We start from the raw sequence: 22,583 nt of genomic DNA on the forward strand, positions 1-22,583 counted from the left end.
CTTGTCCACCTCGCGTAAAAGCCTGATCAGCAATCACTCTTTTCCTGTGTCTCCAGATATTCCTGGACGATCAGGAAAGTTCCGTCCACCTGCCGCTTCACCCGCTGGAAATAGCCCCTGTCGGTGTAACAGAGTAGGTGGGACGTGCGTTCCGCCTTGATCTTGTAGGTGCCGTCGCCTTCATCGATCACATCGGTGATGGTGAAATCGGTCTTATCCTGGCGGATTTTTCCCAGCTGCATGGCGAGCACCATAATGCGTTTCCATTTCAAGGCATGATGGCTGACCCGATGCGGGCCGCCTTCGGCGTCGGTGCGCAGGGTGATGATTTTAGCCTCCTCAGAATAAAGGTCGGCCACCCCCTGGTCATAGTCATTCACCTTGGCGGCGAACCCCTCAAAAAAGGTGCGGGCCTGGGCCGCGTCATCGGCCTGGGCAGCGGTGGCCAGCAACAGGGACGCAATAACGGTCATCAGCAGTTTATTCATCAGGGCAGTCTCTCAGGCGAATTTGAAGGTGGTGCGGTTACAGACGGTGCGGAGCGCGAAGTTGGACCGGATCCGGTCCACATAAGGCAAGCGCGCCAGATAGCTTTTATGGATATGTTCATATTCCGTGGCCCCGCTGACGGCAATGCGGATCATGTAATCATAGTCACCCGACATCAGATGGCAGCTCATGACACCGGGGCATTTGGCCACCGCCGCCTCAAATTCGTTCAGGCTTTCCTCCGACTGTGATTTCAGCGTGATCTCAACAAAAATATTGGAGGTCCGCCCGATCGCCTTGGGATTCAGGATCATGGCATAGCGGTCGATAACCCCGTCATCCTCCAGCCGCCGTACCCGGCGCAGGCAGGCGCTGGCCGATAGATTGATCTTCTCCGCCAGCTCCGCATTGGACATGCGGCCATCCTGCTGCAACAGGCTCAGGATCTTACGATCCACCTCATCTAGCTCAATCAACGCAATATCCTTCGAAGATTTCTCTTATTTTGACGATTTTATGCGAAATTTGTCGCCAAATCACCCAAAAATAGCAAGCACATTCGGCGCGCCATCCAATAGAGTCAGGCTTGGGAATAACTGGACCGCAGTGAGGCGACAAAACCCCTGCGGCCATTCGGGAGAGAAAAGATGTTTATCGGTGTACCCAAGGAAATCAAGAACAACGAATTTCGTGTCGGCATGACCCCGACCAGCGTGCGCGAAGTGGTTGCACGCGGCCATAAGGTGGTTGTCGAAACCAATGCCGGCATCGGCATCGGCTGCACGGATGAGGATTATATCAAGGTCGGCGCCACCATCGCCCAGACCGCCGAAGAAATCTTCGCCAGCGCCGAAATGATCGTGAAAGTAAAAGAGCCGCAGCCGGTTGAATGCAAAATGCTGCGCGAAGGCCAGCTGCTGTTCACCTACCTGCATCTGGCGCCCGATCCGACCCAGACCGAACTGCTGCAGGAAAGCGGTTGCACCGCGATTGCTTACGAAACCATCACCGATGCCAAGGGCGGTCTGCCGCTGTTGGCGCCGATGTCCGAAGTTGCCGGCCGCATGTCCATCCAGGTGGGCGCAGTTGCCCTGCAGAAAGCCAATGGCGGCCTGGGCACTTTGCTTGGCGGCGTTCCGGGCGTTGCCCCTGGCAAGGTTGTTGTCATCGGCGGCGGTGTTGTCGGCTTGAACGCGGCCCGCATGGCGATCGGCCTGGGCGCGGATGTCACCGTTCTGGACCGGTCCCTGCCGCGTCTCGCCTATATCGATGATGTTTTCGGCCCGCGCTTGAAAACCCAGTATGCCACCATTGATGCAACCGAAGAGCTGGTCCTGCAGGCCGATCTGGTTGTGGGTGCGGTTCTGGTGCCGGGTGCGGCTGCGCCGAAACTGATCAAGAAAGCCCAGCTTTCCCAGATGAAACCGGGCGCGGTTCTGGTTGACGTCGCCATCGACCAGGGCGGCTGTTTCGAGACCTCCAAGGCAACCACCCATGCAGAACCGACCTATGTGGTGGACGATATCGTCCATTACTGTGTGGCCAACATGCCGGGTGCGGTGGCACGGACCTCCACCTTCGCGCTCAATAACGCAACCCTGCCCTTCACCCTGGCGCTGGCCGACAAAGGCTGGAAACAGGCATGTGCCGATGATGCGCATCTGCTGAACGGGCTCAACGTCCATGCTGGCCAGATCACCTACGAGGCGGTCTCCGAGGCCCTGGGCAAAGAATTTGCCGATCCGAAAAGCTTCATCGGCTAAGAAGCTCTCGAGCTTCACCCAATTCTCTGATGGAACGATTCCCTCGTTCCTTCCCCTTGCTGGGGCGGTGTTCTTTCACCGCCCCGCTTTTTTTTGTGATGCTTTATTTGCGCTCCATTAACTGAGCTGTGATAGCCTCTACCCGTTTGGAAGACAGGAGAATACCGCATGCAGCCCGCCCCGCCGCCGCCCCATAAAGCCGTCTGTGCCGCCAGCAACCAGCTATTGGCCCGCTCGACCCAGGAAGAGCTGGAGAAAATGCTGGCTGCGGGAGAGCGGATCCTGGAAAGCTACCGCGTGCTGAAAAAGGGCAATGACAATGTGGTTTCCGAGGTGCTGAAAGGCCAGGGCACCTTTTATGAGATGGATCATTACCCCAAGGGGGACGCCTATGATCCAGAAAGTCATAGCCAGTATTATTACCATTCCCACCGCCCGGACGAGCATGGTCATTTTCACCTATTCCTGCGCGAGGCGGGGATGAGCACCGAATTCCAGCCATCCGAACAATCCCAAGCGGATTACATGGATAAACGCGATGACAACATCAGCCATCTGATCGCCATCTCCATGGATAAATACGGCTTTCCTGTTGGCCTGTTCACCACCAACCGATGGGTCACGGCGGAAAACTGGTATCGGGCCGGGGATGTGATTGCCATGCTGGATCATTTCGAGATGGATCTGGCCCGGCCCAGCTGGCCGGTCAATATCTGGATCACCGACATGGTCCGCCTGTTCCGGCCTCAGATCGAAAACCTGATCCGGATGCGCGATCAGACCATTGCCATCTGGACCCGCGACCATCCCGACCGGGATGTGTTCGAGGACCGGGCGTTGGAGGTTACCTCCGAGCAGCCGATCTCGGTTGAGGAGCAGATCCGGCTGGTCCGCGCCGCCTTGGCATGACGGCTGTCACAATCGATTGTGACCTCACGGTTTAATCCGCTGTTAAGAGATGCGTTTTATAGTGTTCTTCGGGAAACTGGGAGAAACGGTGAGTTGGTGTTGAACAAATATTCTCTATGCTTACTGCCAACGCTTTTGGGCGTGTTCGCGCCCCTTTTGATCACGGGGACAGCGCTTGCTGAATGCCGAGAATTGCGGGTGAATGGCACCAATGACTGGTTTCCGGTCATGATACGGGAGGAAAACACCAACAACCTGTCCGGCATCCTGCCCGACCTGGCCGTCGAGATCGGCAGCCAACTTGATATTCAGATCATACCCCAACCACAAGTCAGCTGGAAAAGCCTGTTCCTGCAGATGGAACAAGGCGAGCTGGACGTCATCATGGGGGTCTATTGGACCCAGGACCGGGCCAACCGCTTCCTCTATTCCAAACCCGTGCTGCAAGATGAGGTTGCAATTTTTGTCCGCAAAGGGCGCGAGTTTCCCCTACAGCGCCTGGAGGACTTGGTGGGCCGAGTCGGCCTGCGGCCACAGGGCGGCTCTTATGGCGAGAGTTTCGATTCATTCGCCAAGGAAAACCTGCTCTTCAAACATGTGCCTTCCCGGGACCGGAACAAGATCATGCGCATGCTCGCCTCCGATGTCGCCGATTATGCGGTTCTTGGCCGGTTTGACGGATTGGAAGATATCCAAAGCAGCGGTTATCAGGGCGAAATTGTCGACCTGCCCTGGGCAGTCACCTCAAACGGCGTGCATTTCCTGTTCAGTGGCCATACGGAATGCGCGGGCCTGGTGGAGGACTTCAACAAAGAGATCGGCCGTATGATGAAGGATGGCACAATCGCCAAGCTGGAACAGAAATATATCATCCGCTGATGATCTTTGGCCTTAAACGGGCAAAAGAGCAATTTCATTCAATATTTCACGGTGCAATCGCCCTACAGTCGCCCCTGTTTTACCAGGAGAGCGCCGTTGCTATCAGTCATCCTACCCATGTCCGCTTTTTTGCTGGTCGCCGCCATCACACCGGGACCGGTCAATATCATCGCCACCAGCACCGGGGCCGCACATGGTTTTCGGCGCGCCCTGCCACATGTTTTCGGGGCTTCCGCTTCCTATTGCCTAATCTGCCTGTTGGCCGGAACGGGATTAAGCGGTTTTCTATCCGGCAATCCAAAGATCGCCCAGGCCATGCAACTGGCCGGTGGGGCCTTTCTGCTTTATCTGGCCTGGCGCATTGCCAGTGCGCCGGTAGAGGCTTTGCCGTCGGACGACAAGCCGACACCGCCAGAGCTAACACAGGGTTTCCTCAACGGGTTTCTGGCCCAGGGTCTAAATCCCAAGGCTTGGCTGGCTGCCCTTTCCGGGGCTGGTCTGTTTCTGGCGGGCAGCCCGCAGCCCTTTCTTTCTCTTATGCTATATTGCGGGCTGGCATTTACCATCTGTGTCGGGTCAATCGGCACCTGGGCTGGTCTGGGCAGTCTATTACAGGCTTTCCTTGCCCGGCCCAAACGGGCTAAATTCTTCAACCTTATTATGGCGGGCCTTCTTGCAGCCTGTGTGATTATGATGTTTTTTCAGGGATGAGGCCCAATCATTTTGGCAGTAACCGGCACTATGAATTTCTGGAAATGCCCGGCGCTTCCCTTTGTGGAATTGCGGGAAGCCAAGGAATCCCATGCCTGTTTCCAACCCCACAGCCATGACGAATTTTCCTTCGGCATGCTGAAAGGCCGCGCCCTCTATCAGAATATGGGCGAAAGCCAAACAATCGGCGACGGCACATTGGTGACGATCAATCCGGGTGACGCCCATTCCTGCAACCCGATCGGCGACCATTGGTCCTATCGGATGCTGTTCATCGATGCCCAATGGATTGGGGAATGGCAGGACAGCCGGTTTGACATGCACGGCCTGGATTACCTCCCCTTCCGGGAAAGCGCCAGCCAATTGCCCGGCATCAGTCGGGATTTCCAGCATCTTTTTGACGGACTGGCCTATGAGACAGACGCTTTTGCCGCAGAATGTCTGCTGTTGGAAAAACTGGACACGGTTTTCGGTTCCTTGATGAAAGACCAGCCGGAGGAGCCCCGGTGGCGTTCTGCTGCTGCCAAACTGTCCCTTGCCGCCGAACTGTTGCAGGATCGGCTGGAAGAGAATGTGTCATTGGACGATCTGGCCATCGCCACGGGCCTCAGCCGCTATCACCTGGTGCGGGCGTTCAAGAAACATTACGGGCTCACCCCGCATGGCTATCAGCTGGACCTTAGGATCAAACAGGCAAAAAAGATGCTGGTCCGGGGAGCGCGACTGGCCGAAACCGCACATGGGCTGGGCTTTGCCGACCAGGCGCATTTCCAGCGTTCTTTCAAGCAGAGACTGGCGGTAACCCCCCGACAGTATCAGGGGTTCTTCAGGTAAAACCGCAAATAACCCCGCCACCCCGGGCGTGATCCGGGCATCCACCCGGAGAGGCCTTGATCACTCCGCCGCCGTAACCTCTTTCACTTCGGTCTTTTGCAATAGCTGTCCCTGCTTCTTGCTGGCCAGCAGGCTGCGGGCTTTTTCATAAATCGGATCATTCCAGAACATCAGGCAACCATTGCAGCCTTTGCCACAGCAACCTTCGGTGCCGACACGCGGCGTGCGGAATGTGCGGTCCGCATTATTGTCCGCCAATGCCCCCTGCAGTGCCTTGGTCTTTTTGTCGTAAGAAAGATCAGACCCTTTCCCCAGTTCGATCCGCTGGGCTTCCTTGTCCAGCTTCATGCGGTTGCGCTGCACTTCGGTCAGCGGCTTTTCTTTGCGCAGGATGGTATAGGGCGGAATTTCATTCCTGAGGCTTGCCAGCTCTTCCTGGTCAAACAAAGACCAGGCGATACGGATCTTCGGCTTTTTGCCCGGCTGAACCACGGTGACCGGTTCATCCACACCAACCTCGTCAAAATCATAGAGCCGGATCAGGATCGGTTCACGCCTGTGGGGAGAGACAATTTCCAGAACGTCGCCCGCTTCCAGTTTTGCTTTCACATCAACGGTGAAACCCGCGTCATCCGCCTCTTCAACAATGCCAGCGAACTCATATTCCGCCACATTGCCGCCTTCGTCGAAATTGTGGGCATGATTGGTCAGGCGCCCTTCGTGGAACGCAAAGGTATAGCCCCGGTTCGGCACTTTGGCCAATTCATCCATATAATCCTGAGGATCCCAGTTTTCCGGGTCTTTGTACCAATCATCAATCGCCATGCGATAGGCACGGGCTACAATGCCGGCATAAAACGGGCTTTTGCCGCGCCCCTCAACCTTCAGGCTGTCGACACCGATGGAGAGATAATCCTCCAGTTTCGGCATGATGCACAAATCCTTGGAATTGAGGATATAGGTGCCGCGGTCATCCTCCTGGATCGGCATCAGCTCGCCACCGCGATGCTCTTCCTCCAGGAAAAACTCAAACAGGTCCATATTCTCTTCCGTCAGGTTCAGTTCTTTGACGGTGCCATCTTTCAGCTTGATATGGACCTTGTATTTCCAGCGGCAGCTGTTGGCGCAGGCCCCCTGGTTCGCGCCGCGCTCAACCATGAAGTTTGAGAGCATGCACCGCCCGGAATAGGTCATGCACATGGAGCCATGCACAAAGGCCTCCAATTTGATATCCGGGCATTTTTCCCGGATTTCAGCCAGCTCGGCAAAAGAGACCTCACGGGCCAGCACCACCAGTTTCGCCCCCAGATCCTGCCAAAATTTAACCGACTGCCAGGAACAGACATTGGCCTGTGTGGAAACATGCAGTTCCAATTCCGGGGCATGTTCCTTGACAAACATGAAGACACCGGGATCGGCCACGATCAAACCGTCGGGTTTGACCTTGCGCACGGTCTCGACATATTGCGGCAGCTTGTCGATATCCTTGTTATGGGAAAAGAGATTGAGGGTAAGATAAACCCGCTTGCCATGGGCATGGGCAAATTCAATTCCCTCAACCACATCTTCCAATGTCAGATCGGATTTGGTGCGAAGGGACATGTCCGGTGTGCCCATATAGACCGCATCGGCGCCATAAAGGATGGCGACCTTGAGTTTCTGCAGAGAGCCTGCAGGCATCAGTAATTCGGAACGTCGGGTTGGCACGGTCATGGCCCTGATTATACCTCATCTGGGAAAAGCGCGCCTTACATAAGGCGAAAACCGCAGAAATACAAGTATTCCGCCATTTCCATACCCTCTGGAAAACCTATAGCCTGGAAAACAGATCGGTCAGCCAGTCTGCCGCGACCGCGTAGCGCACATCCTTGTCCGGACAATGGCCCTGCTCATACAAAATAACCGTATGGCTGTTGCGGGCGGCCTGGACCAATGGTTTCAGATCACTCAACGGCGCAACCGGGTCCGCATGGGTGGTCACAACCAGCAGGGGCGTCTCCGCCGACTGACCATATATCCCCTGTTGTGCCAGGGAAAAAGATCTGAACCGCTCACTGAATTGCTCCCAGGCCACTTCTTTGGAAAATCCCAACCGATCCTTAACCGCATCCAGGGTCATTTCCGGTAGTTTCGCGTAATCGTCCTCTTCCATCAGGAAAGCGCTGTCCAGGGGTCCGCAAATTGAAACGCTGCCAGCCAGTGACAATTCTTTGCGGAATAGAATTCTTGCCGCCGGATGGCCGCCAAAACTCGCCCCCATAACGGCGATACGATCGCCATCCACGGACGGGTGACGGCGCATCGCCCTGACCGCCGCCACATGGAGAATGTCGCTGCTGGCCGTCAACGGGAAGGCACCGCTTTCACCAATGCCTGGCATATCAATGGATAGCATGGCAATGCCGCGCGGTGCCAGATGGCGGCTGAAAACACCCAAGGCCTGTTCCTTGACAACATCCGATCCCATGGATTGCACGACCAGCGGATGCGGCCCCGGCCCCTTCGGCAGATGCAGATAGGCATTGAAAGCATGCTGTCCATGGCGGATCCGAACCGTTTGCAGCGGCACCTCAAGCAAGCGCCCTCCGGCCTGATAAGACAGCCTGGCCTTGTTGAGCGCCCTCATCGCCAACGCATCATTTTTCAAATGCGGATAGGAAGCGGTCGTGTAATAGCTTGACGCTTCGAAAAAGAGCTTCCGCGCACGTGCCGTTTCGCCCGTCTGTTCTGCCTTCCTTGCAAAATCCAGGACCTGATCACCGGCCGTTTCCCATTCAAAGACCCAATGACCGGGACCATAATCCTTCACACTGTCCAACAGGTTCGGATCGCGCCGGGCATTTTTGGAACTGGCAATCCTGGCCAGCACCCGTTCTATCACTTCCGGGTCCGCGCCCTGCCAGGCCCAGCTGTCCCGTGAAATATTGTGATACCAGTTTTCGTTTTCTTCTTCTTCCGTTTCAAAATGGTGCCTGTCGCCCTCAATGACCATACAGGCGGTAATCACCAACATGCATAGAAACGCCGCCCCGGTTCGGAGCGCTGTTGTCTTTGAATTCAGCATCTTGTTCTCCCGTCACCACTTGTAAACCAGGCCGAAAATCGCACTCATCTGATTGGCGGATCCCTGATCTTTGACCAGCGGGCTGTCGGCAGCCTCACTCATCAACCGGCTATAATCCACCCGGGCCAGAGCCAGAACGTTATCAGTCACCGGATACCCCACACCCAGCGTGAGCCCGACATCACGCAAACCCGCCGCCGGATCATATTGGGCCAGCCCCAGGGTGGAGCTCGCCGCCTGGCTGGCGGTGATGCCGAAGGAATTGTCCATGTAGTCTTCGTTGACCCAGGTCAGATGTGGTGCGATGGTCAATCGGGCCTGGCCGTTGAATACCGGCATGGCATATTCCGCTTCCAGGGTCGCAGCCGTGCCTTTGCGATCTCCACCCAGGTCATGCGCAAGTTCCAGGCCAATCTCCATCGGCCCCATTTCATAGCTGACAGCCCCCACGGCGACCGCCCCGACATCCATGTTACCAAGACCGCCCAAGGCATCATTGTCGCTTGCCTCGCGCCCACCTTCATAGCGGATGCCGAGATCCACCCGGAAATCCTCCGTGCCATAGGCCTTTGCATACAGCCCCGGACCGCCATAGGTCGTCAGTGTGATCCGGTCATTCCAGGAGATTTCCAACAAAGGCACCGGGGCGATTTCGTAATCATCGGATCCTTCATAGTCCGGTGCATACATAGCCGCCAATCCGGTTTCAAAGGACCATTCCTCTGTGCCTTGATCCTCCGCAATGGCCGAATGAGGAACGAAAGCTGCCGCTGCAGCAGTGGCCATCCCGGCAATGATCAACGGTGAGAACAGATTGGTTTTCTTCATTGTCTTCAAACCTTATTGTGTTTTGAAATTCACGTTTGTCGGAGACGGTTTTAAGCGGCCTGCCTGAATAAAACCTGAACCGGTTGAAGGGCTCGATTCAGGTTTTATTCAGGTTCGTTCCCTCTGAATGATGCCAGGAAATAAGTGAAGCGGATGTTATGCGAATATTACTAGTTGAAGATGACCCCCTGATTGGCGACGCCATCCGGGGCAGTTTTTCCCGAGCCGGAGATACCGTTGACTGGATCACCGACGGGGCCGATGCTTCGGAACTGCCGGAAATCGATGGTTTTGACATGATGATCCTGGATCTGGGACTGCCCGGAAAAGACGGTATGGATATTCTTCAAGAAATCCGGGGCCGTGGCCATTTTCTGCCCATCCTGATCCTGACCGCCCGCTATGAGATGGATAACCGCGTGCGCGGCCTGGATCTCGGGGCCGACGATTATCTGGTCAAACCTTTTGCCATGGAAGAATTGATGGCGCGCTGCAGGGCCCTGGCCCGGCGCCGCGAAACCAAACAAAGTCACCGGTTGACCTATCGCGACCTGGTCATCGATCCGGCGGCGCTCACCGTATCCAAGAGCGACCGTGACATCCCGCTGACGCCCAAGGTTTTCGGTCTGCTGCGGCTTTTGCTGGAAAACCAGGGGCGGGTTCTCACCCGGCGCACTTTGGAAGATCATCTTTACGGCTGGGACGGCGAAGCGGAGAGCAACACGCTTGAGGTTTTTATCTCCCAGATCCGACGCAAGCTTGGTGCTGATCTGATCCAAACCATCCGGGGTGTCGGCTATGTTCTTCCCAAGGAATGAAGCCACCAACGCTGGTGATCCCCCACCGTCCATAAAAGCGCATCTCTTTAAAAAGCTTGCCTGGTCGATGGCTGCCATCTGGCTTATCACCGCCATGCTTATCCTCATATTCGCACCGGTTGAATATCAGGAATCTTTGGACCGGCGCGCGGTCAGGACCGCCCAGATGGTTCTGGCTTTTGCCTCCGTCATGCCGGACCGTGTGGTCCAGCAGCCGACTCTGGATGACGTTCTGTCCGATAAATTGGAACTGGAAGAATTTCTGATCGTGATCAGACGTGACGGCCATCCAATCTATTCTTCCCTGGCCGGGGGATTGCGTCTGGACATAACCCTGCCCTTGGACGGCACTGCCCGAATCGGTTCGGAAACGTATGACCTATTTGGCTTAGAGGACCGGGCCACCCGGACAGAAGTCATCGTCGGTGTCAGCAAGGCAGAAGCATTTTTTGCTTCTGTGGAAATCGCCGGCCTCGCAATCGGGCTATTGACCATCGCCATGTTTTTTGTCCTGAGCGCCGTTCGAATGGGGATTCGATCCGGCCTTGAACCGCTGGATTCCTTTGCAAAAAATGTCGAACAGCGGGATGGCCGCGACCTGACCCCGCTCGGGACGGAAGCCACCCCCATTGAGATGAAACCCATCGCGATGGCACTGAACGGTTTCATGGGCCGCCTCAAGCAGGTTATGGACCAGGAGCGTGAGTTTATTTCCAACGCAGCCCATGAATTGCGAACGCCGTTGACCGCGATCCGTGCCCAGGTCGAACAGATTGATCCTGATCCGGAACACCCGACCGAAAGCCAGGCCATCGGCAATGTCATGATCGCCATTGATCGTGCAGACAGGCTGGTCCATCAACTTTTGGACCTTTCCCGCTCGCAAAGCGCCAATCTCGGCCATATGCCGGAGACCCGGTTCGACCTTGCGGTTCATCTGCAGGAATTGATGGCTGATTTGGTGCCGATTGCGGAAAAGCGCCAAGTCGAGCTTTCCCTGGATGCACCGGACAATCTGTTCACGCGCTGCCAACAGGATCTTTTGCGGGTGATACTCCGGAATCTGCTGGAAAACGCCATCAAATATTCCTCCGAACAAGGCCTGGTCGCTGTCAGTGTGAGACAGGCTGACAATGGCAGGCTGAAAATTGACGTTCACGACAATGGGCCAGGATTAACCCCGGAGGAGTTTGAACGGGCCGGCGACCGGTTTCAACGGCTGGGCCGCACCGACCGTCAGGGGGCCGGTCTGGGTCTGGCCATCGTCTTTGAACTTTGCGAGAAATTAGGTTTCACTTTGACCCGCATTTCAAAACCCACTTTAGGCGGACTATCCCTTGAACTGGACATACCCGGTCCTCATTGATCAAGGTGGGAACCGCCCGCCACGTTCCCTCCGGTAAGGTCAGGCGGCTCCCATCCGCTGTTCCGGGCCAGCATAATCCAAAGCCACCTGCAAGAGTGCGGGTGCCCCATCCTCGAAATAGACCCGGAGCAGCAGGGCCGCATATTGAAAGATTTGATCCCGCCCTTCCAAATCCCTGCGCCTCGTTTCAACCTGATACAGCTTTGGCTCGCCGAATTCCAATACCTCTTTGAACGGACCGAAGGTGACCCGGTTATAGTCCGAACCAATCCCTCCCGGCACAAAGACCGCACCGATTTTGGCCCTGCGCCATGGGTCTCCAAAGATAGAAACACTGGCATGGCGGGCACCGATATGGGCCATGACCAAACTCTCCGTCGGCATCAGGGGACGCAGGACCATGCCATAATCCATGAAGGCATCGAGCCCCTCCCGGGAGAGGATAGGGCTTTTCCGCCATGCAGCCAGGGCCCGGGCGAATAATCCGCTCCGATCCACCTCCTCCATCTCAGCCATATTATGGTGAATAATCCTTGTATGGCTGGGTGGCCGCTGGGCCGGAAATTTAATCCCATCCACCATGACCGTGATCAAGGGGCCTTTCGGATCCTGCGCACGCAAGACCAGGCGTTGATAATGCTCGACACGGTATTCACCATTCTTATTGGCAATATAGCATTCCACCAGATCCAGTACCGGCTCTCCGGTTTCATAAGCCAGATGAAAACTTTTCATGATGTCATAATCATAGACATTATAGCTGTTTGTCGGCTGGGCACGGTCAGCATATCGGCCAATCACTTCCTTCGACAGTTTTAGCCCAAAATGATTGGCATAGCTTGAACGTCGGCCAAAGAAATCAAAGACCCAGCGTCCCTGGTGCAATCGATAGTTGTTCGCCAGCGCGAGAAGCGCATGACTTCTGGTACCCGGATGGAAACAATAGTCATCCGCCGCCAAACGCCGATGGAAATCTGCAATCCTTGGATGCGCCTGCTCCAGCGGCAGTCGCTCAATAATCGGTTCCTGGTCCGAGATATAGCTTGGCACAAGGTCGCTGAACATCTTCCGGATTTTGATCAGATATTGTTCACCGGCTTCGGTTCTTTCCATCGGTCGCCCTTTGCGTGCCCGATGAAACAGTCTGGTTCCCAACTGATCTTCCAGGGATTTGATATGCAGCGACACCGACCCTTTTGACAAGCCGAGCAAATCCGCAGCCAAAGAGTAATTCCGGCATTCCGCCACTACGATGAAAGTCTGGAGACTGCGCAGGCCCGGTATTTCAGGCGGCAGAATTGGTGGCAGCTGATCCAAATGCAATTTCCCGATAATTCGTTTAGCTTTTTTTAACAAATATAGGGAACTAGTAGTAGTTTCAACGATTCCCGCCCACTATTATTCCACTACTCGATTCGGGGTAGGAAACATGCTTGACCAGTGTGGGGGGAAGGCATGTTAGGAACATCCGCGGTGCAGGATTGCGTCGCGGATGTTCTTATTTGGACTGATGCATTCAATCCTTCCGGCAATTGTTCTATCCGATACGGTGCAGATGGTTGCCATGCCGCTTCAACCAAGTGCGCCAGCGCTTCATCTCCGGCTGGATCTGTTCCACAACCGCCCAGAAAGCCGGACTGTGATTATGTTGGGCCAGATGGGCCACTTCATGAGCAACCACATAATCAAGCACCTCCGGCGGGGCCATGATCAATCGCCAATTGAAAGACAGGTCGCCTTTGGCGGAACAGCTGCCCCAGCGGGTTTTCTGGTCGCGGATGGAAATACGCCCAACCGTCTTGCCGATCTGATCCGCGTAATCCTTGGCCAGCGGAACAATCCGGGCCTTTGCCTCCTTTTTTAGATGATCCCGCAGCCTTCTGGATAAATGCTCTTCCGGTCCGGCCACCGCCAGGCCGGGGCCTTCGGTCACGCGGACACCATAGCGGCGATCAGGATCGTGGCGGATCACATGATCAACCCCTTGGTAGGGGATGGAAATGCCAACCTGAAATGACAGTCGTTCGGGCAGTGAACGGATCTGGTCGAGCAGCCAGTCCTGATGTTGTTCAACAAAGGCAAACCCCCTTTTTTCGGAAATGCCGCGCGGCAGGACCAGCACCGCCATGTCCTTTTTAGAGTCATATTTCAAGGATAGGTTCCGCGCCCGCTCCGACTGCCGGACAAGAATATCGATCACGACATCGCCCAGCCGGATCCCGGCAATCCGGGACCGGTTCATTCCCTTGCGGGTCTCCGTTTTTCGATCAAATATCCGAAGCAGATCCATGGCGCTATATTTGGGCTGATTCTGTTACAGCCACAAGCGCGCAGGACGGAAAATTCGATATGATGAAAAAGCAATCCTTCCATCCGTTATTGCCGCCCCCCTCTCTTCTATCCTGTTCAAAATGCTCCATGCCACCTAGACTGGGAGCAATCCCTGTCTATCCATCGGACAATGAATGACTTTTTCGCCCGAAGACCTGACCCTTGCCCTTACGGATTTTCCCGACCTTGACCATGCGCTTTATCAGCAGCTGGCTCCCACGATCGTGGCTGGATGGAACCAGATGGTCGCCCATCACAAGGCCTGTTACCAGGATGCCTGGGCCAGCTATACCGGTCTGATCGATGCAACAGGCACAATCAGCGGTATGGATCTCGACGCCGCCGTAACCATTCTCGATGGCAAAGGCAGCGCAACCACAGGCGGCCTGCCCGACTGGATTAGCCGCCAGATCCCAGTCGACCTGGGCAACTTCGCGGATGTTCCTGATAATAAAAAAATCTATGCGCTCGACGGGCGCTATCAATTGGGTGATGAGGAGATGCACCGCGCGAGCCTGATGCGGCATTTACGCCCCTTGCTGCGGCCCGAAACCCAGGCAGTGATCGAATTGGGCGCCGGATGCGGCCGCAATCTCGGGCGCCTGCTCGCGCAAACCGGACGCCGTGACATCACCTATATCAGCTGTGAACAGTCACCATCCGGCTTGGCGGTATTCCGCGGATTGCTTGCTGCCCAGGAAGATGTCGCCCACCGGGCGGTTCCGTTTGATTTTAATGAACCGGATCTGGAGTGCCTGACGGGGTTTGACCATATCCTGGTTTTTACTTGTGCGGCGATCGAACAGATCCCCTTTCTCCGGCAAAGCCTGATCACGGATATTCTGGCGGTTGCACCTCAGGTGGATCTGGCCTTTTTTGAACCTGTCGGCTGGCAGCGATTTGGCAATATCGCCACCTTCGTCGCAGACGGGTTTTGCCGCGAACTTTCCGGGCAGGTGCCGCAAAGCCAATTCCACAAGGCCGGTTTCACCTATCGGCTGCAGGATGATTGCTTTATCGATAATGCCGCTAGCTGGGCATTGGCCGGGCGCTATAATATGAACCTGGTGCCGTTGGTGCAAAAAGCGCTGAATGCAAAGGTTGCATCCATGACCAGTCTTGCCTGGGATTCCTTTGGCTCCAACCCGTTCAATCCCATGAGTTTCCTCAGCCTGAGCAAAATCTGAACGAACGGAAAAGAAGCGCTGCGCCCACTGTCAGCGGTCAAAAGGATTGTTGCCGTCCAGGATCCAACCGGTCACATGATCTTCCAGATCATCAATCTCCACTTCGGAGACCGCATTGTCCCGAACAGAGATACCTGCTTTATGGACGCTGTCCGCATCCCCGCTCAGCAACGGGTGCCAGTCATGGAGATCTTTGCCTTCCGCCAGCAGCCGATAGGCGCAGGTTTCCGGCAACCAGCCCAGATCCGATGCCTTTTCCGGTGTCAGCTGGACACAGTCCGGCACAAAATCCCAGCGGTTGGCATAGGAGGAACAACGGCAGCTTTTCATATCCAGCAGTTTGCAGGCAACGTTGGTGACCGCGATTTCACCGCTGTCGACATCTTCAAGCTTATGCAGACAGCATTGCCCGCAGCCGTCGCACAGGGATTCCCATTCGGCCTCACTCATCTCATAAAGACGCTTGGTCCGCCAGAAGGGCTGTTTTTCTTTATCCGTCTCAGTCATCGGCGCGGTCTATCAGATGCAGGAAGGACCCGGCAACAGAATTCACCTTCAATCCAGCCTCCGTCCCGGACTGGTCCAACGCATCACGCATCCTGAATAGCCGGTCGGCCGCGCCCTCTTCCACGATGCTGGCATAATGGAACTCATGCCCGCGCCAATATTGACCGGTCCGGCCCAGCGGGCTGTCCGACAGACTCACCGCCTTGCGGTAGCCAAGATGCAGCCGGCGTTTCTGGAACGAGGTTTCTAGGGGCAGTAGACCCGCCATCTCGTGGCGCTGTCCTTCCGCGTCGACCAACCCTTGCCCCAAGGTCATATAACCACCGCATTCGCCAAACACAAAGGCACGCCGTGCAGCCGCCGACTGTAATCCGTTCATGAAATTCTGATTGCCGGCCAAACACCCGGCATGAAGCTCCGGATAGCCACCCGGCAGATAGATGGCATCGGCATGGCCATCAGGGGCTTCATCAGCCAGGGGGGAAAAGAAGGAGATCTCCGCACCCGCCTGCCGCCAGCCATCCAACACCTCCTGATAGGTAAAGGCAAAGGCCTCATCCTTGGCAACCGCAATCCGCTGTCCCAATGGCGGCAGGGGTCCTTCGTTTCCGGGCACCAGGTCAGCCGCCGTTGCAATCGCCACCAACCGGTCCAGATCAACAGCTGCACCCGCCCATTCGGCAGCCTGTTCCAGGAAATGGTCCAAATCCGCATTTTCCACCGCCTGAACCAGCCCCAGATGCCGTTCCGGCATGACCAAATCCGCCTGTTTCGGCAAAAAGCCCAAGACCGGGATTTCCGGGAGATGTTCAGCCATGGCCTGCGACAGGATATCCACATGCCCTTTGCCGCCAACCCGGTTGAAAATCACGCCAGAGAGGCGAAGATCGGTTCTGAAACGGGCAAACCCTTGAACCATAGCGGCCGCTGAAGCCGCCTGCCCCTTCACATCCACCACCAGGACAACCGGCCAACCCAGCATCACCGCCAGATCGGCGGTCGAACCGGTGCCGTCACGCGCACCATCAAACAGCCCCATCACCCCTTCGGCGACAATCAGATCCGCGCCTTCTGCCAAGGCATGAACCGCATGGCTAATGGTTTGAACCCGCATGGCCCAGGGATCCAGGTTGCGGCAGGGCCGGCCACTGGCCGCCGAATGGAAAGCCGGATCGATATAATCCGGGCCGGTCTTGGCCGAGGCGACGCGGCAGCCCCTATTCTTCAGGGCGCGTAACAGCGCCAGAGTCACCAGCGTCTTACCGCTTCCCGATGACGGCGCGGCGATGACCAGCCCTTTCATCAGACAGGGTCCGCGGCTTTTGCCTGCCATTCCGCCGCCTTGCCGAGCCAATCGAGCTGCTCACGCAACTTAACCACAGGCCCAACCACAACAATCGCCGGAGGAGACACTTTTTTTGCCACCTCTGCAGCCGTATCCAAGGTGCAGACATGGACCTTCTGATCCGCCGTGGTGGCGCTGGCGACAAAGGCAACGGGCTCATCGGCGGGCCGCCCGCATTCTTGCAGTTTTTCCGCGATGCGGCCGAAATGTTTGATCGCCATATAGAAGATCAATACAGGCGCGCCATTGGTCACCGCATCCCAATTCAAGTTGTCCGGCACCTCACCGGTCATGGAATGGCCGGTAATGAACGTCACCGCCGAATTGGCATCCCGGTGGGTCGCCGGCATTCCGGCATAGGCGGTTCCGGCAATGGCAGCCGTCACACCCGGCACGACGCGGAAGGGTACACCCGCCCCGACCAGCGCCAACGCCTCTTCGCCGCCGCGCCCAAAGACAAAGGGATCGCCACCTTTCAAACGCAACACCCGGTGGCCGGCCTTGGCCAATTCCACCAGCCGTTCGGAAATCGACGTTTGGGTCGGGGATGGTTTACCGCCGCGTTTGCCTGCAAAGATACGCTCGGCATGGGGTTTAGCCATATCCAGGATACGTGTATCGACCAGGGCGTCATAGACAATGACATCCGCCTGGGCGAGGGCATTGACCCCATGAAGCGTGATCAGCCCCGGGTCTCCGGGACCTGCACCCACCAACCAAACCCAGCCCGGTTCAAAAACCGGCAGGCCTTTCGGGGGAACAATATTTGTTTGCCAAGTCATGAGGCGTATCCTATCGACAAATACCATACAGAAGCGCTTGGGCCTTTATGCCGTCGCTTCAACCTAATGTGCCTCGCGGGAAGCGACGGAGAAAGACAGGATTGCGGCAACGAGATGCGGCAAACTGTCTGATTTCATCGCGGCCCTTGGGGCTTCACAGTCTAATGCGCGATGTTAATACTGCTGAATCTATGGCAAGAAAACCCGAAGGTGAACTGAAAAAAGGCTGGACCACTGGTGCATGCGCCTGTGCAGCGGCAACTGCGGCCTATGAGGCCTTGCTGTCCGGGGCTTTCCCGGACCCGGTTTCCATTACCCTGCCCAAGGGCCAGACACCGGCTTTTGACCTGCTATCGTCCCGTATCGACGGGGTGGTGGGCCATGCTGCGGTCATCAAGGATGCGGGCGATGATCCGGACGTGACCCATGGGGCCACCATCCGTGCCGCCGTGCGCCTTCTGGACGAAGGGGAAGGGTTGGTTTTCAAGGCTGGCCCCGGGGTCGGTATGGTCACCAAGCCTGGCCTGCCGATCGAGCCGGGCGAACCGGCGATCAATCCAGGCCCGCGCAAGATGATCCGCGACAATATGGATGTGGTGGCCGCACGCCACGGCATGGATTTGAACGCGGAAGTGACCATCGCCATCGACAAGGGAGAAGAAATCGCCCAGAAGACCTGGAATCCCAGGCTCGGAATTGTCGGCGGCCTTTCGGTCCTGGGCACCACCGGCGTGGTCATTCCGTTTTCCTGCAGCGCCTGGATCCATTCCATTCACCGGGGCATTGATGTTGCCAGGGCCACGGGGCTGACCCATGTAGCGGGTTCCACCGGCAAAGTGTCGGAAGAGACCGTCCAAAAGACATTCAACCTTCCTGACGAAGCCTTGCTCGATATGGGGGATTTCGCCGGCGGGCTGCTCAAATACCTGCGCAAGCACCCCCTGCCCCGCCTGACCATTTCAGGTGGCTTTGCCAAATTGCTCAAAATGGCCCAGGGCCATCTCGATCTTCACAGTTCCCGCAGCCAGGTGGATTTCGAAAAGCTGGCGGCCCTGGTGGAAAAGCTGGGTGGCAGTGATGACCAGGTTGCCATGGCGCGCGAGGCCAACACCGCCAAACAGGTTCTGGACGGCTGCCCAGATCTGCCGCTTGCCGAAATAATAGGGCGCCAGGCACGGGAAACCGCACTGGCAACGCTTGCCGGCCAGACCCGGGTTGATATCCTGGTGATAGACCGAAAAGGGACAATTCTTGCCCATGTCGGAGCCCCCGATGGTGAATCCGCCGATGATTAAACATCCTGCGATCCTGATTCTTGGCGGCACCGGTGAGGCCAGGGACCTGGCGGCAAAGCTATCGGAGCTGCCCGTGCGGGTGATCACTTCACTGGCCGGCCGAACGAGAAAACCGGCTGATATCCCCGGCGAAATTCATGCAGGTGGATTTGGCGGCGTTGCAGGCCTGTCCCGGTTTTTAGCCGTCGAGGATATCAATCTGGTGGTTGACGCCACCCATCCCTTCGCCGAAAAGATCAGCCGCAACGCCATGCTGGCCTGCGCCGAATGGCAAGTGGCGCGGCTGCGGCTGGAACGTCCAGCATGGCAGCCACAACCCGGCGATCATTGGCTTCACGCAGCCAGCCTGGAAGAGGCCGCCCGCCTGTTGCCATCCCTTTGCAAGCGGCCCCTGATCACAGTGGGATCCAACGATTTTCATTTTTTCCGGGACGTTCAAGGGGTTGAAATTTTCGCCCGTATGATCGAAGAACCGCCCTTTGCCGAACGGCCACCGAAATGCCAGCTCATTCTGGAACGGGGACCATTTGACCATACACACGAAATGGCGCTATTTTCGCGCCACAGAATAGATCTTCTGGTGACAAAAAACAGTGGTGGCTCAATGATTGATGCCAAACTGGACGCTGCCAGAGAGCGGGGCCTCCCCGTATTGATGATTGACCGCCCAGTTGCTTTGCCTGGCCCCTGCGCCACGACAGCAACAGAGGCGTTGGATTGGCTTAAAACTAAATTGGACTTCTAAATGTTTCGTCGCTTGTTTACCGCTTTGATCTTCACCACCGCAAGCTTGGCCGCCGGGCAGGCTCTGGGCCAAATTTCCCTTTTGGAGAAAAACGAAATCGTCGAAAAAACGGTAAGCGGAGATTACGATGGTGTGCGCTTGCTGCTCTTGCGCGGCGGCAATGCAAACAGCACTGACAGCAACGGAAAAACCGCGCTTTTTGAGGCTGCTTCCAATCAAGATCTTTCCATCATGGAATTGCTGATGGAGTTTGATGCGGATGCGGATTGGAGCGATGATCTCGGCAATACTGCCCTTTATTATTCCGTCGAGCAGGCCCGGTATGAATCCGTGCAGTTCCTGCTGGATGCCAATGCCAACGTCAATCATTCCAACAAACGCGGGGTAACCCCCGTAATGATGGCGGCACGGGTCGGGGATCCCGATATTTTCATGATGCTGATGGATGCGGGTGCAGATCCGAGCCTGCGGGATTATTCCGGCAATACAATCATGGATCACGCCCGCCAGTCCCGGAACGGCAATATGGTGAATGTTGCCCGCCGCGCCGGCATCACGGACTAAAACGCCCATTCGCAGGGACGTCTATACCCGGCGCAGCCTACTATATCAGGGTTCAAGTGCGCCGGATACGGACCGGCTCCATAGCTGGGCCGGCAGATTGCCGCCGCCCACATTTTTCATCGGCGATGAATCATCATTGCCGAACCAGACACCGGCCACTAGATCATCCGCATAACCTATGAACCAGGCGTCTCTGTAATTTTGGGTCGTACCGGTTTTTCCGCGCACAACGCGCCCATCGATCCCGGCCCTTTTACCGGTTCCCCAGGCAACAACCGCCCGCAGGAGATCCCCCATCTGCGCAACCCTGACAGGTTCGACAACCAACGCACCTGTTGTCCGTTCCGACTGGAACAGAACCGCGCCCGCCGCGTCGGTCACCCGCTCAATCGCATAAGGCCAAACGGAACGGCCGCCATTGGCAAATACACTGTAGGCCGCGGTTAGTTCCAGCAGAGTTACCTCATGCACCCCGAGGGCCAATGCCGGATCCGCCTCCATCGGCGTGGAAATGCCCAGTCGCCTGGCCGCCTGTATCACCTTGCCCCGGCCCACCTGTTCCATGAGGGCCACTGCCACGGAATTGGAGGATCGCGCAGCCCCTTCCCGCAACGTCATCTCGCCCCGGTGGGTGCCACTGGCATTACGTGGGCTCCAACCCTCCACCGTGATCGCACGGTCATCGATGATGCTGTCGGGGGTAAACCCATTCTCCAGCCCTGCCAGAAAGACAAAGGGTTTGAAGGCGGAACCGGGCTGGCGCTGGGCATGGACAGCCCGATTATACGTGCTGGCAGACCAGTTCTTGCCCCCCAGCATGGCGGTTACGGCCCCGTCGGGGCGCATGGCGACATAGGCCAGTTGGCCTGCATCGGCAGAGGCCGCTTTATTTTTCAAACTGGCCACCGCACGCTCCGCCGCACGCTGATGCGCAGGCATCAAGGTGGTGTGGATGATCATGTCACGATCCGGGCGGCCGACCAGCGCCGTTGCTCTTGCAACGGCCCAATCGGTAAAATAGCGGACATTGCGCCCGGCCGGACGTGCCGCAACGGCCACCTGTTTTCTTTTGGCCGTCTGGGCGGTTTTAGCATCCAGCCAACCAGCAGCCACAAGATTATCCAACACCTGATTGGCCCGCGCTGCCGATCGTTCGCTCGATGCCAGCGGGCTGTAACGGCTAGGGGCTTTCGGCAAGCCCGCAAGAACCGCCGCCTGATACAATGTCACCTGCTTCGCCGAACGGCCGAAATACTTCCGGGCCGCCGCGTCCACTCCATAAGTACCGCTCCCCAGATAAATCCGGTTCAGATAGACCGAAAGGATCTGATCCTTGGTCAATTTATGTTCCAGCCAGAAAGCCAGCAGCACTTCCTGCACCTTGCGTCGCACGGTCCGTTCCGGGCTCAGGAAAAGATTTTTGGCAAGCTGCTGGGATATTGTGCTGCCGCCCTGGCGCACCCCGCCCGCCATGAGATTGGTCACCAGCGCCCTGGCCAGTCCGATCGGATCCACCCCTTGATGATCATAAAAGCGCCGGTCTTCGGTCGCCAAAAAGGCCCGCGGCAAATAGGGCGGCAGGTCCGCGACATTGACTGCTTCGCCATAATCGTCACCGTGACGGGCCAATTCCACCCCGTTTGCCGCCAGAACGGTAATAATGGGCTTTCGGGTGGTGCGCGCGATGATTTCATCCGGATTCGGTAAATCCCAAGCATACCAAAGCAGCAGACCCGCGCCCGCGATCATGAGCCAAATGCTCAGGGCCAGCAGGCGTTTGAACCAGCGCCAGCGCGCGGCCCAGCGACCCTGCCCGGCGGCGCGCCCGTTGGTGGTGGCCGCATTTTTACGAACCCGCTTTTGTTTTGCCATGGGCTTGGACGATTTGGTTTTCTTGGATGCCGTGGTTTCACGGGTGGTTTTCTTGGGTTGTTTTCGAGCCGGTTTTGACCCGGTCTTTTTGCTTTTCTTTGCAGGGGCCATGGAACGGGGGACACACTTTCAAAAAGGGGATAGGCGGGATCGGACGATTGCTCCGCTCAATATCCCAATATAATGACCCGATTCCAAGGATCGCAAGACTGGTTCTTATTCCCGTCCCACCTTCCTTCCGGGACCGAATACACTTGCCCGTTCTCGTCAGTTGACGATAAGTTTCTATCAATT

Annotated in this window: 22 protein-coding genes; 11 read left to right on the forward strand and 11 right to left on the reverse strand. The window is 56.7% G+C overall.

Annotated elements, in window-relative coordinates; all coding sequences use genetic code 11:
* Positions 1-26 precede the first annotated feature (26 nt).
* Together DFP90_RS17610 and DFP90_RS17615 are read right to left on the reverse strand one after the other, a co-directional pair.
* The gene (locus DFP90_RS17610) at positions 27-488 is read right to left on the reverse strand and encodes a hypothetical protein (protein ID WP_115937841.1); all 462 of its coding nucleotides are present in this window, start codon (positions 486-488) and stop codon (positions 27-29) included.
* A gap of 12 nt (positions 489-500) precedes the next feature.
* Positions 501-965 carry an Lrp/AsnC family transcriptional regulator gene (locus DFP90_RS17615; RefSeq protein ID WP_115937842.1) on the reverse strand — a complete coding sequence of 155 codons (465 nt, stop codon included), beginning with the start codon at positions 963-965 and terminating at the stop codon, positions 501-503.
* A gap of 171 nt (positions 966-1,136) precedes the next feature.
* Here DFP90_RS17615 and ald point away from each other — a divergent pair, with 171 nt between their 5' ends.
* The 5 genes from ald (at position 1,137) to DFP90_RS17640 (ending at position 5,585) form a co-directional block, all read left to right on the forward strand.
* Positions 1,137-2,252, forward strand: coding sequence for an alanine dehydrogenase (ald, locus tag DFP90_RS17620; protein WP_115937843.1), 1,116 nt, complete (start codon positions 1,137-1,139; stop codon positions 2,250-2,252).
* 168 nt (positions 2,253-2,420) lie between these two features.
* Complete coding sequence (locus DFP90_RS17625) at positions 2,421-3,161, forward strand: DUF6969 family protein (RefSeq protein ID WP_245957111.1); 741 nt, start codon at positions 2,421-2,423, stop codon at positions 3,159-3,161.
* Positions 3,162-3,257: 96 nt separating this feature from the next.
* Positions 3,258-4,040: a substrate-binding periplasmic protein gene (locus DFP90_RS17630; protein ID WP_245957114.1), complete on the forward strand. Its 783-nt coding sequence runs from the start codon at positions 3,258-3,260 to the stop codon at positions 4,038-4,040.
* Positions 4,041-4,136: 96 nt separating this feature from the next.
* Positions 4,137-4,751 (forward strand): LysE family translocator, encoded by a 615-nt coding sequence (locus DFP90_RS17635; RefSeq protein ID WP_147301050.1) that lies wholly within the window; start codon positions 4,137-4,139, stop codon positions 4,749-4,751.
* Positions 4,752-4,781: 30 nt separating this feature from the next.
* Complete coding sequence (locus tag DFP90_RS17640) at positions 4,782-5,585, forward strand: helix-turn-helix transcriptional regulator (protein WP_115937846.1); 804 nt, start codon at positions 4,782-4,784, stop codon at positions 5,583-5,585.
* A 60-nt stretch (positions 5,586-5,645) separates the two neighbouring features.
* Here the strand turns inward: DFP90_RS17640 and DFP90_RS17645 are convergent, their stop codons facing one another.
* The 3 genes from DFP90_RS17645 to DFP90_RS17655 all read right to left on the reverse strand — a co-directional run bounded on the left by DFP90_RS17645 (position 5,646) and on the right by DFP90_RS17655 (position 9,477).
* Positions 5,646-7,298: a U32 family peptidase gene (locus tag DFP90_RS17645; RefSeq protein ID WP_115937847.1), complete on the reverse strand. Its 1,653-nt coding sequence runs from the start codon at positions 7,296-7,298 to the stop codon at positions 5,646-5,648.
* A gap of 97 nt (positions 7,299-7,395) precedes the next feature.
* A complete protein-coding gene (locus tag DFP90_RS17650) occupies positions 7,396-8,649 on the reverse strand; it encodes an alpha/beta fold hydrolase (RefSeq protein ID WP_115937848.1) in 1,254 nt (417 codons plus the stop codon).
* Between the two features lie 12 nt (positions 8,650-8,661).
* Positions 8,662-9,477: a MipA/OmpV family protein gene (locus tag DFP90_RS17655; protein ID WP_115937849.1), complete on the reverse strand. Its 816-nt coding sequence runs from the start codon at positions 9,475-9,477 to the stop codon at positions 8,662-8,664.
* Positions 9,478-9,635: 158 nt separating this feature from the next.
* Between DFP90_RS17655 and DFP90_RS17660 the strand changes: the two genes are divergently transcribed.
* Both DFP90_RS17660 and DFP90_RS17665 read left to right on the forward strand, forming a co-directional pair.
* Positions 9,636-10,295: a response regulator transcription factor gene (locus DFP90_RS17660; protein ID WP_115937850.1), complete on the forward strand. Its 660-nt coding sequence runs from the start codon at positions 9,636-9,638 to the stop codon at positions 10,293-10,295.
* On the forward strand, positions 10,276-11,661 hold the full coding sequence (locus tag DFP90_RS17665; RefSeq protein WP_115937851.1) for a sensor histidine kinase: 1,386 nt from the start codon (positions 10,276-10,278) through the stop codon (positions 11,659-11,661). Before DFP90_RS17660 ends, DFP90_RS17665 begins: the two co-directional genes overlap by 20 nt.
* Before the next feature lie 39 nt (positions 11,662-11,700).
* Here the strand turns inward: DFP90_RS17665 and DFP90_RS17670 are convergent, their stop codons facing one another.
* Together DFP90_RS17670 and DFP90_RS17675 are read right to left on the reverse strand one after the other, a co-directional pair.
* Entirely contained in the window at positions 11,701-12,978 is a 1,278-nt protein-coding gene (locus DFP90_RS17670) for a helix-turn-helix domain-containing protein (RefSeq protein ID WP_181905430.1), read from the reverse strand.
* A 220-nt stretch (positions 12,979-13,198) separates the two neighbouring features.
* Positions 13,199-13,903: a M48 family metallopeptidase gene (locus DFP90_RS17675; RefSeq protein ID WP_181905431.1), complete on the reverse strand. Its 705-nt coding sequence runs from the start codon at positions 13,901-13,903 to the stop codon at positions 13,199-13,201.
* Between the two features lie 223 nt (positions 13,904-14,126).
* On the opposite strand from DFP90_RS17675, the gene DFP90_RS17680 reads away from it, so the two are divergent.
* Entirely contained in the window at positions 14,127-15,179 is a 1,053-nt protein-coding gene (locus DFP90_RS17680; RefSeq protein WP_115937854.1) for a class I SAM-dependent RNA methyltransferase, read from the forward strand.
* A gap of 30 nt (positions 15,180-15,209) precedes the next feature.
* On the opposite strand, the gene DFP90_RS17685 is transcribed toward DFP90_RS17680, so the two are convergent.
* Genes DFP90_RS17685 through cobA form a run of 3 tightly spaced genes read right to left on the reverse strand, consistent with a single transcriptional unit; the run spans position 15,210 to position 17,813 of the window.
* The gene (locus DFP90_RS17685; protein WP_115937855.1) at positions 15,210-15,686 is read right to left on the reverse strand and encodes a YcgN family cysteine cluster protein; all 477 of its coding nucleotides are present in this window, start codon (positions 15,684-15,686) and stop codon (positions 15,210-15,212) included.
* Entirely contained in the window at positions 15,679-16,989 is a 1,311-nt protein-coding gene (locus tag DFP90_RS17690; protein WP_115937983.1) for a cobyrinic acid a,c-diamide synthase CobB, read from the reverse strand. The genes DFP90_RS17685 and DFP90_RS17690 overlap by 8 nt, the downstream gene beginning before the upstream one ends.
* Complete coding sequence (gene cobA, locus DFP90_RS17695; protein ID WP_115937856.1) at positions 16,989-17,813, reverse strand: uroporphyrinogen-III C-methyltransferase; 825 nt, start codon at positions 17,811-17,813, stop codon at positions 16,989-16,991. Before cobA ends, DFP90_RS17690 begins: the two co-directional genes overlap by 1 nt.
* Positions 17,814-18,004: 191 nt before the next feature.
* Here cobA and DFP90_RS17700 point away from each other — a divergent pair, with 191 nt between their 5' ends.
* Genes DFP90_RS17700 through DFP90_RS17710 form a run of 3 tightly spaced genes read left to right on the forward strand, consistent with a single transcriptional unit; the run spans position 18,005 to position 20,417 of the window.
* Positions 18,005-19,108 carry a cobalt-precorrin-5B (C(1))-methyltransferase gene (locus tag DFP90_RS17700; RefSeq protein WP_115937985.1) on the forward strand — a complete coding sequence of 368 codons (1,104 nt, stop codon included), beginning with the start codon at positions 18,005-18,007 and terminating at the stop codon, positions 19,106-19,108.
* Positions 19,101-19,853 carry a cobalt-precorrin-6A reductase gene (locus DFP90_RS17705; RefSeq protein ID WP_115937987.1) on the forward strand — a complete coding sequence of 251 codons (753 nt, stop codon included), beginning with the start codon at positions 19,101-19,103 and terminating at the stop codon, positions 19,851-19,853. The genes DFP90_RS17700 and DFP90_RS17705 overlap by 8 nt, the downstream gene beginning before the upstream one ends.
* Positions 19,854-20,417 (forward strand): ankyrin repeat domain-containing protein, encoded by a 564-nt coding sequence (locus DFP90_RS17710; protein ID WP_115937857.1) that lies wholly within the window; start codon positions 19,854-19,856, stop codon positions 20,415-20,417.
* A 45-nt stretch (positions 20,418-20,462) separates the two neighbouring features.
* On the opposite strand, the gene DFP90_RS17715 is transcribed toward DFP90_RS17710, so the two are convergent.
* Positions 20,463-22,289 (reverse strand): transglycosylase domain-containing protein, encoded by a 1,827-nt coding sequence (locus DFP90_RS17715; RefSeq protein ID WP_181905432.1) that lies wholly within the window; start codon positions 22,287-22,289, stop codon positions 20,463-20,465.
* Between the last annotated feature and the right edge of the window lie 294 nt (positions 22,290-22,583).

Origin of the sequence: Aestuariispira insulae (genome assembly GCF_003385955.1) — a bacterium.
Taxonomy (GTDB): Bacteria; Pseudomonadota; Alphaproteobacteria; order UBA8366; family Aestuariispiraceae; genus Aestuariispira; species Aestuariispira insulae.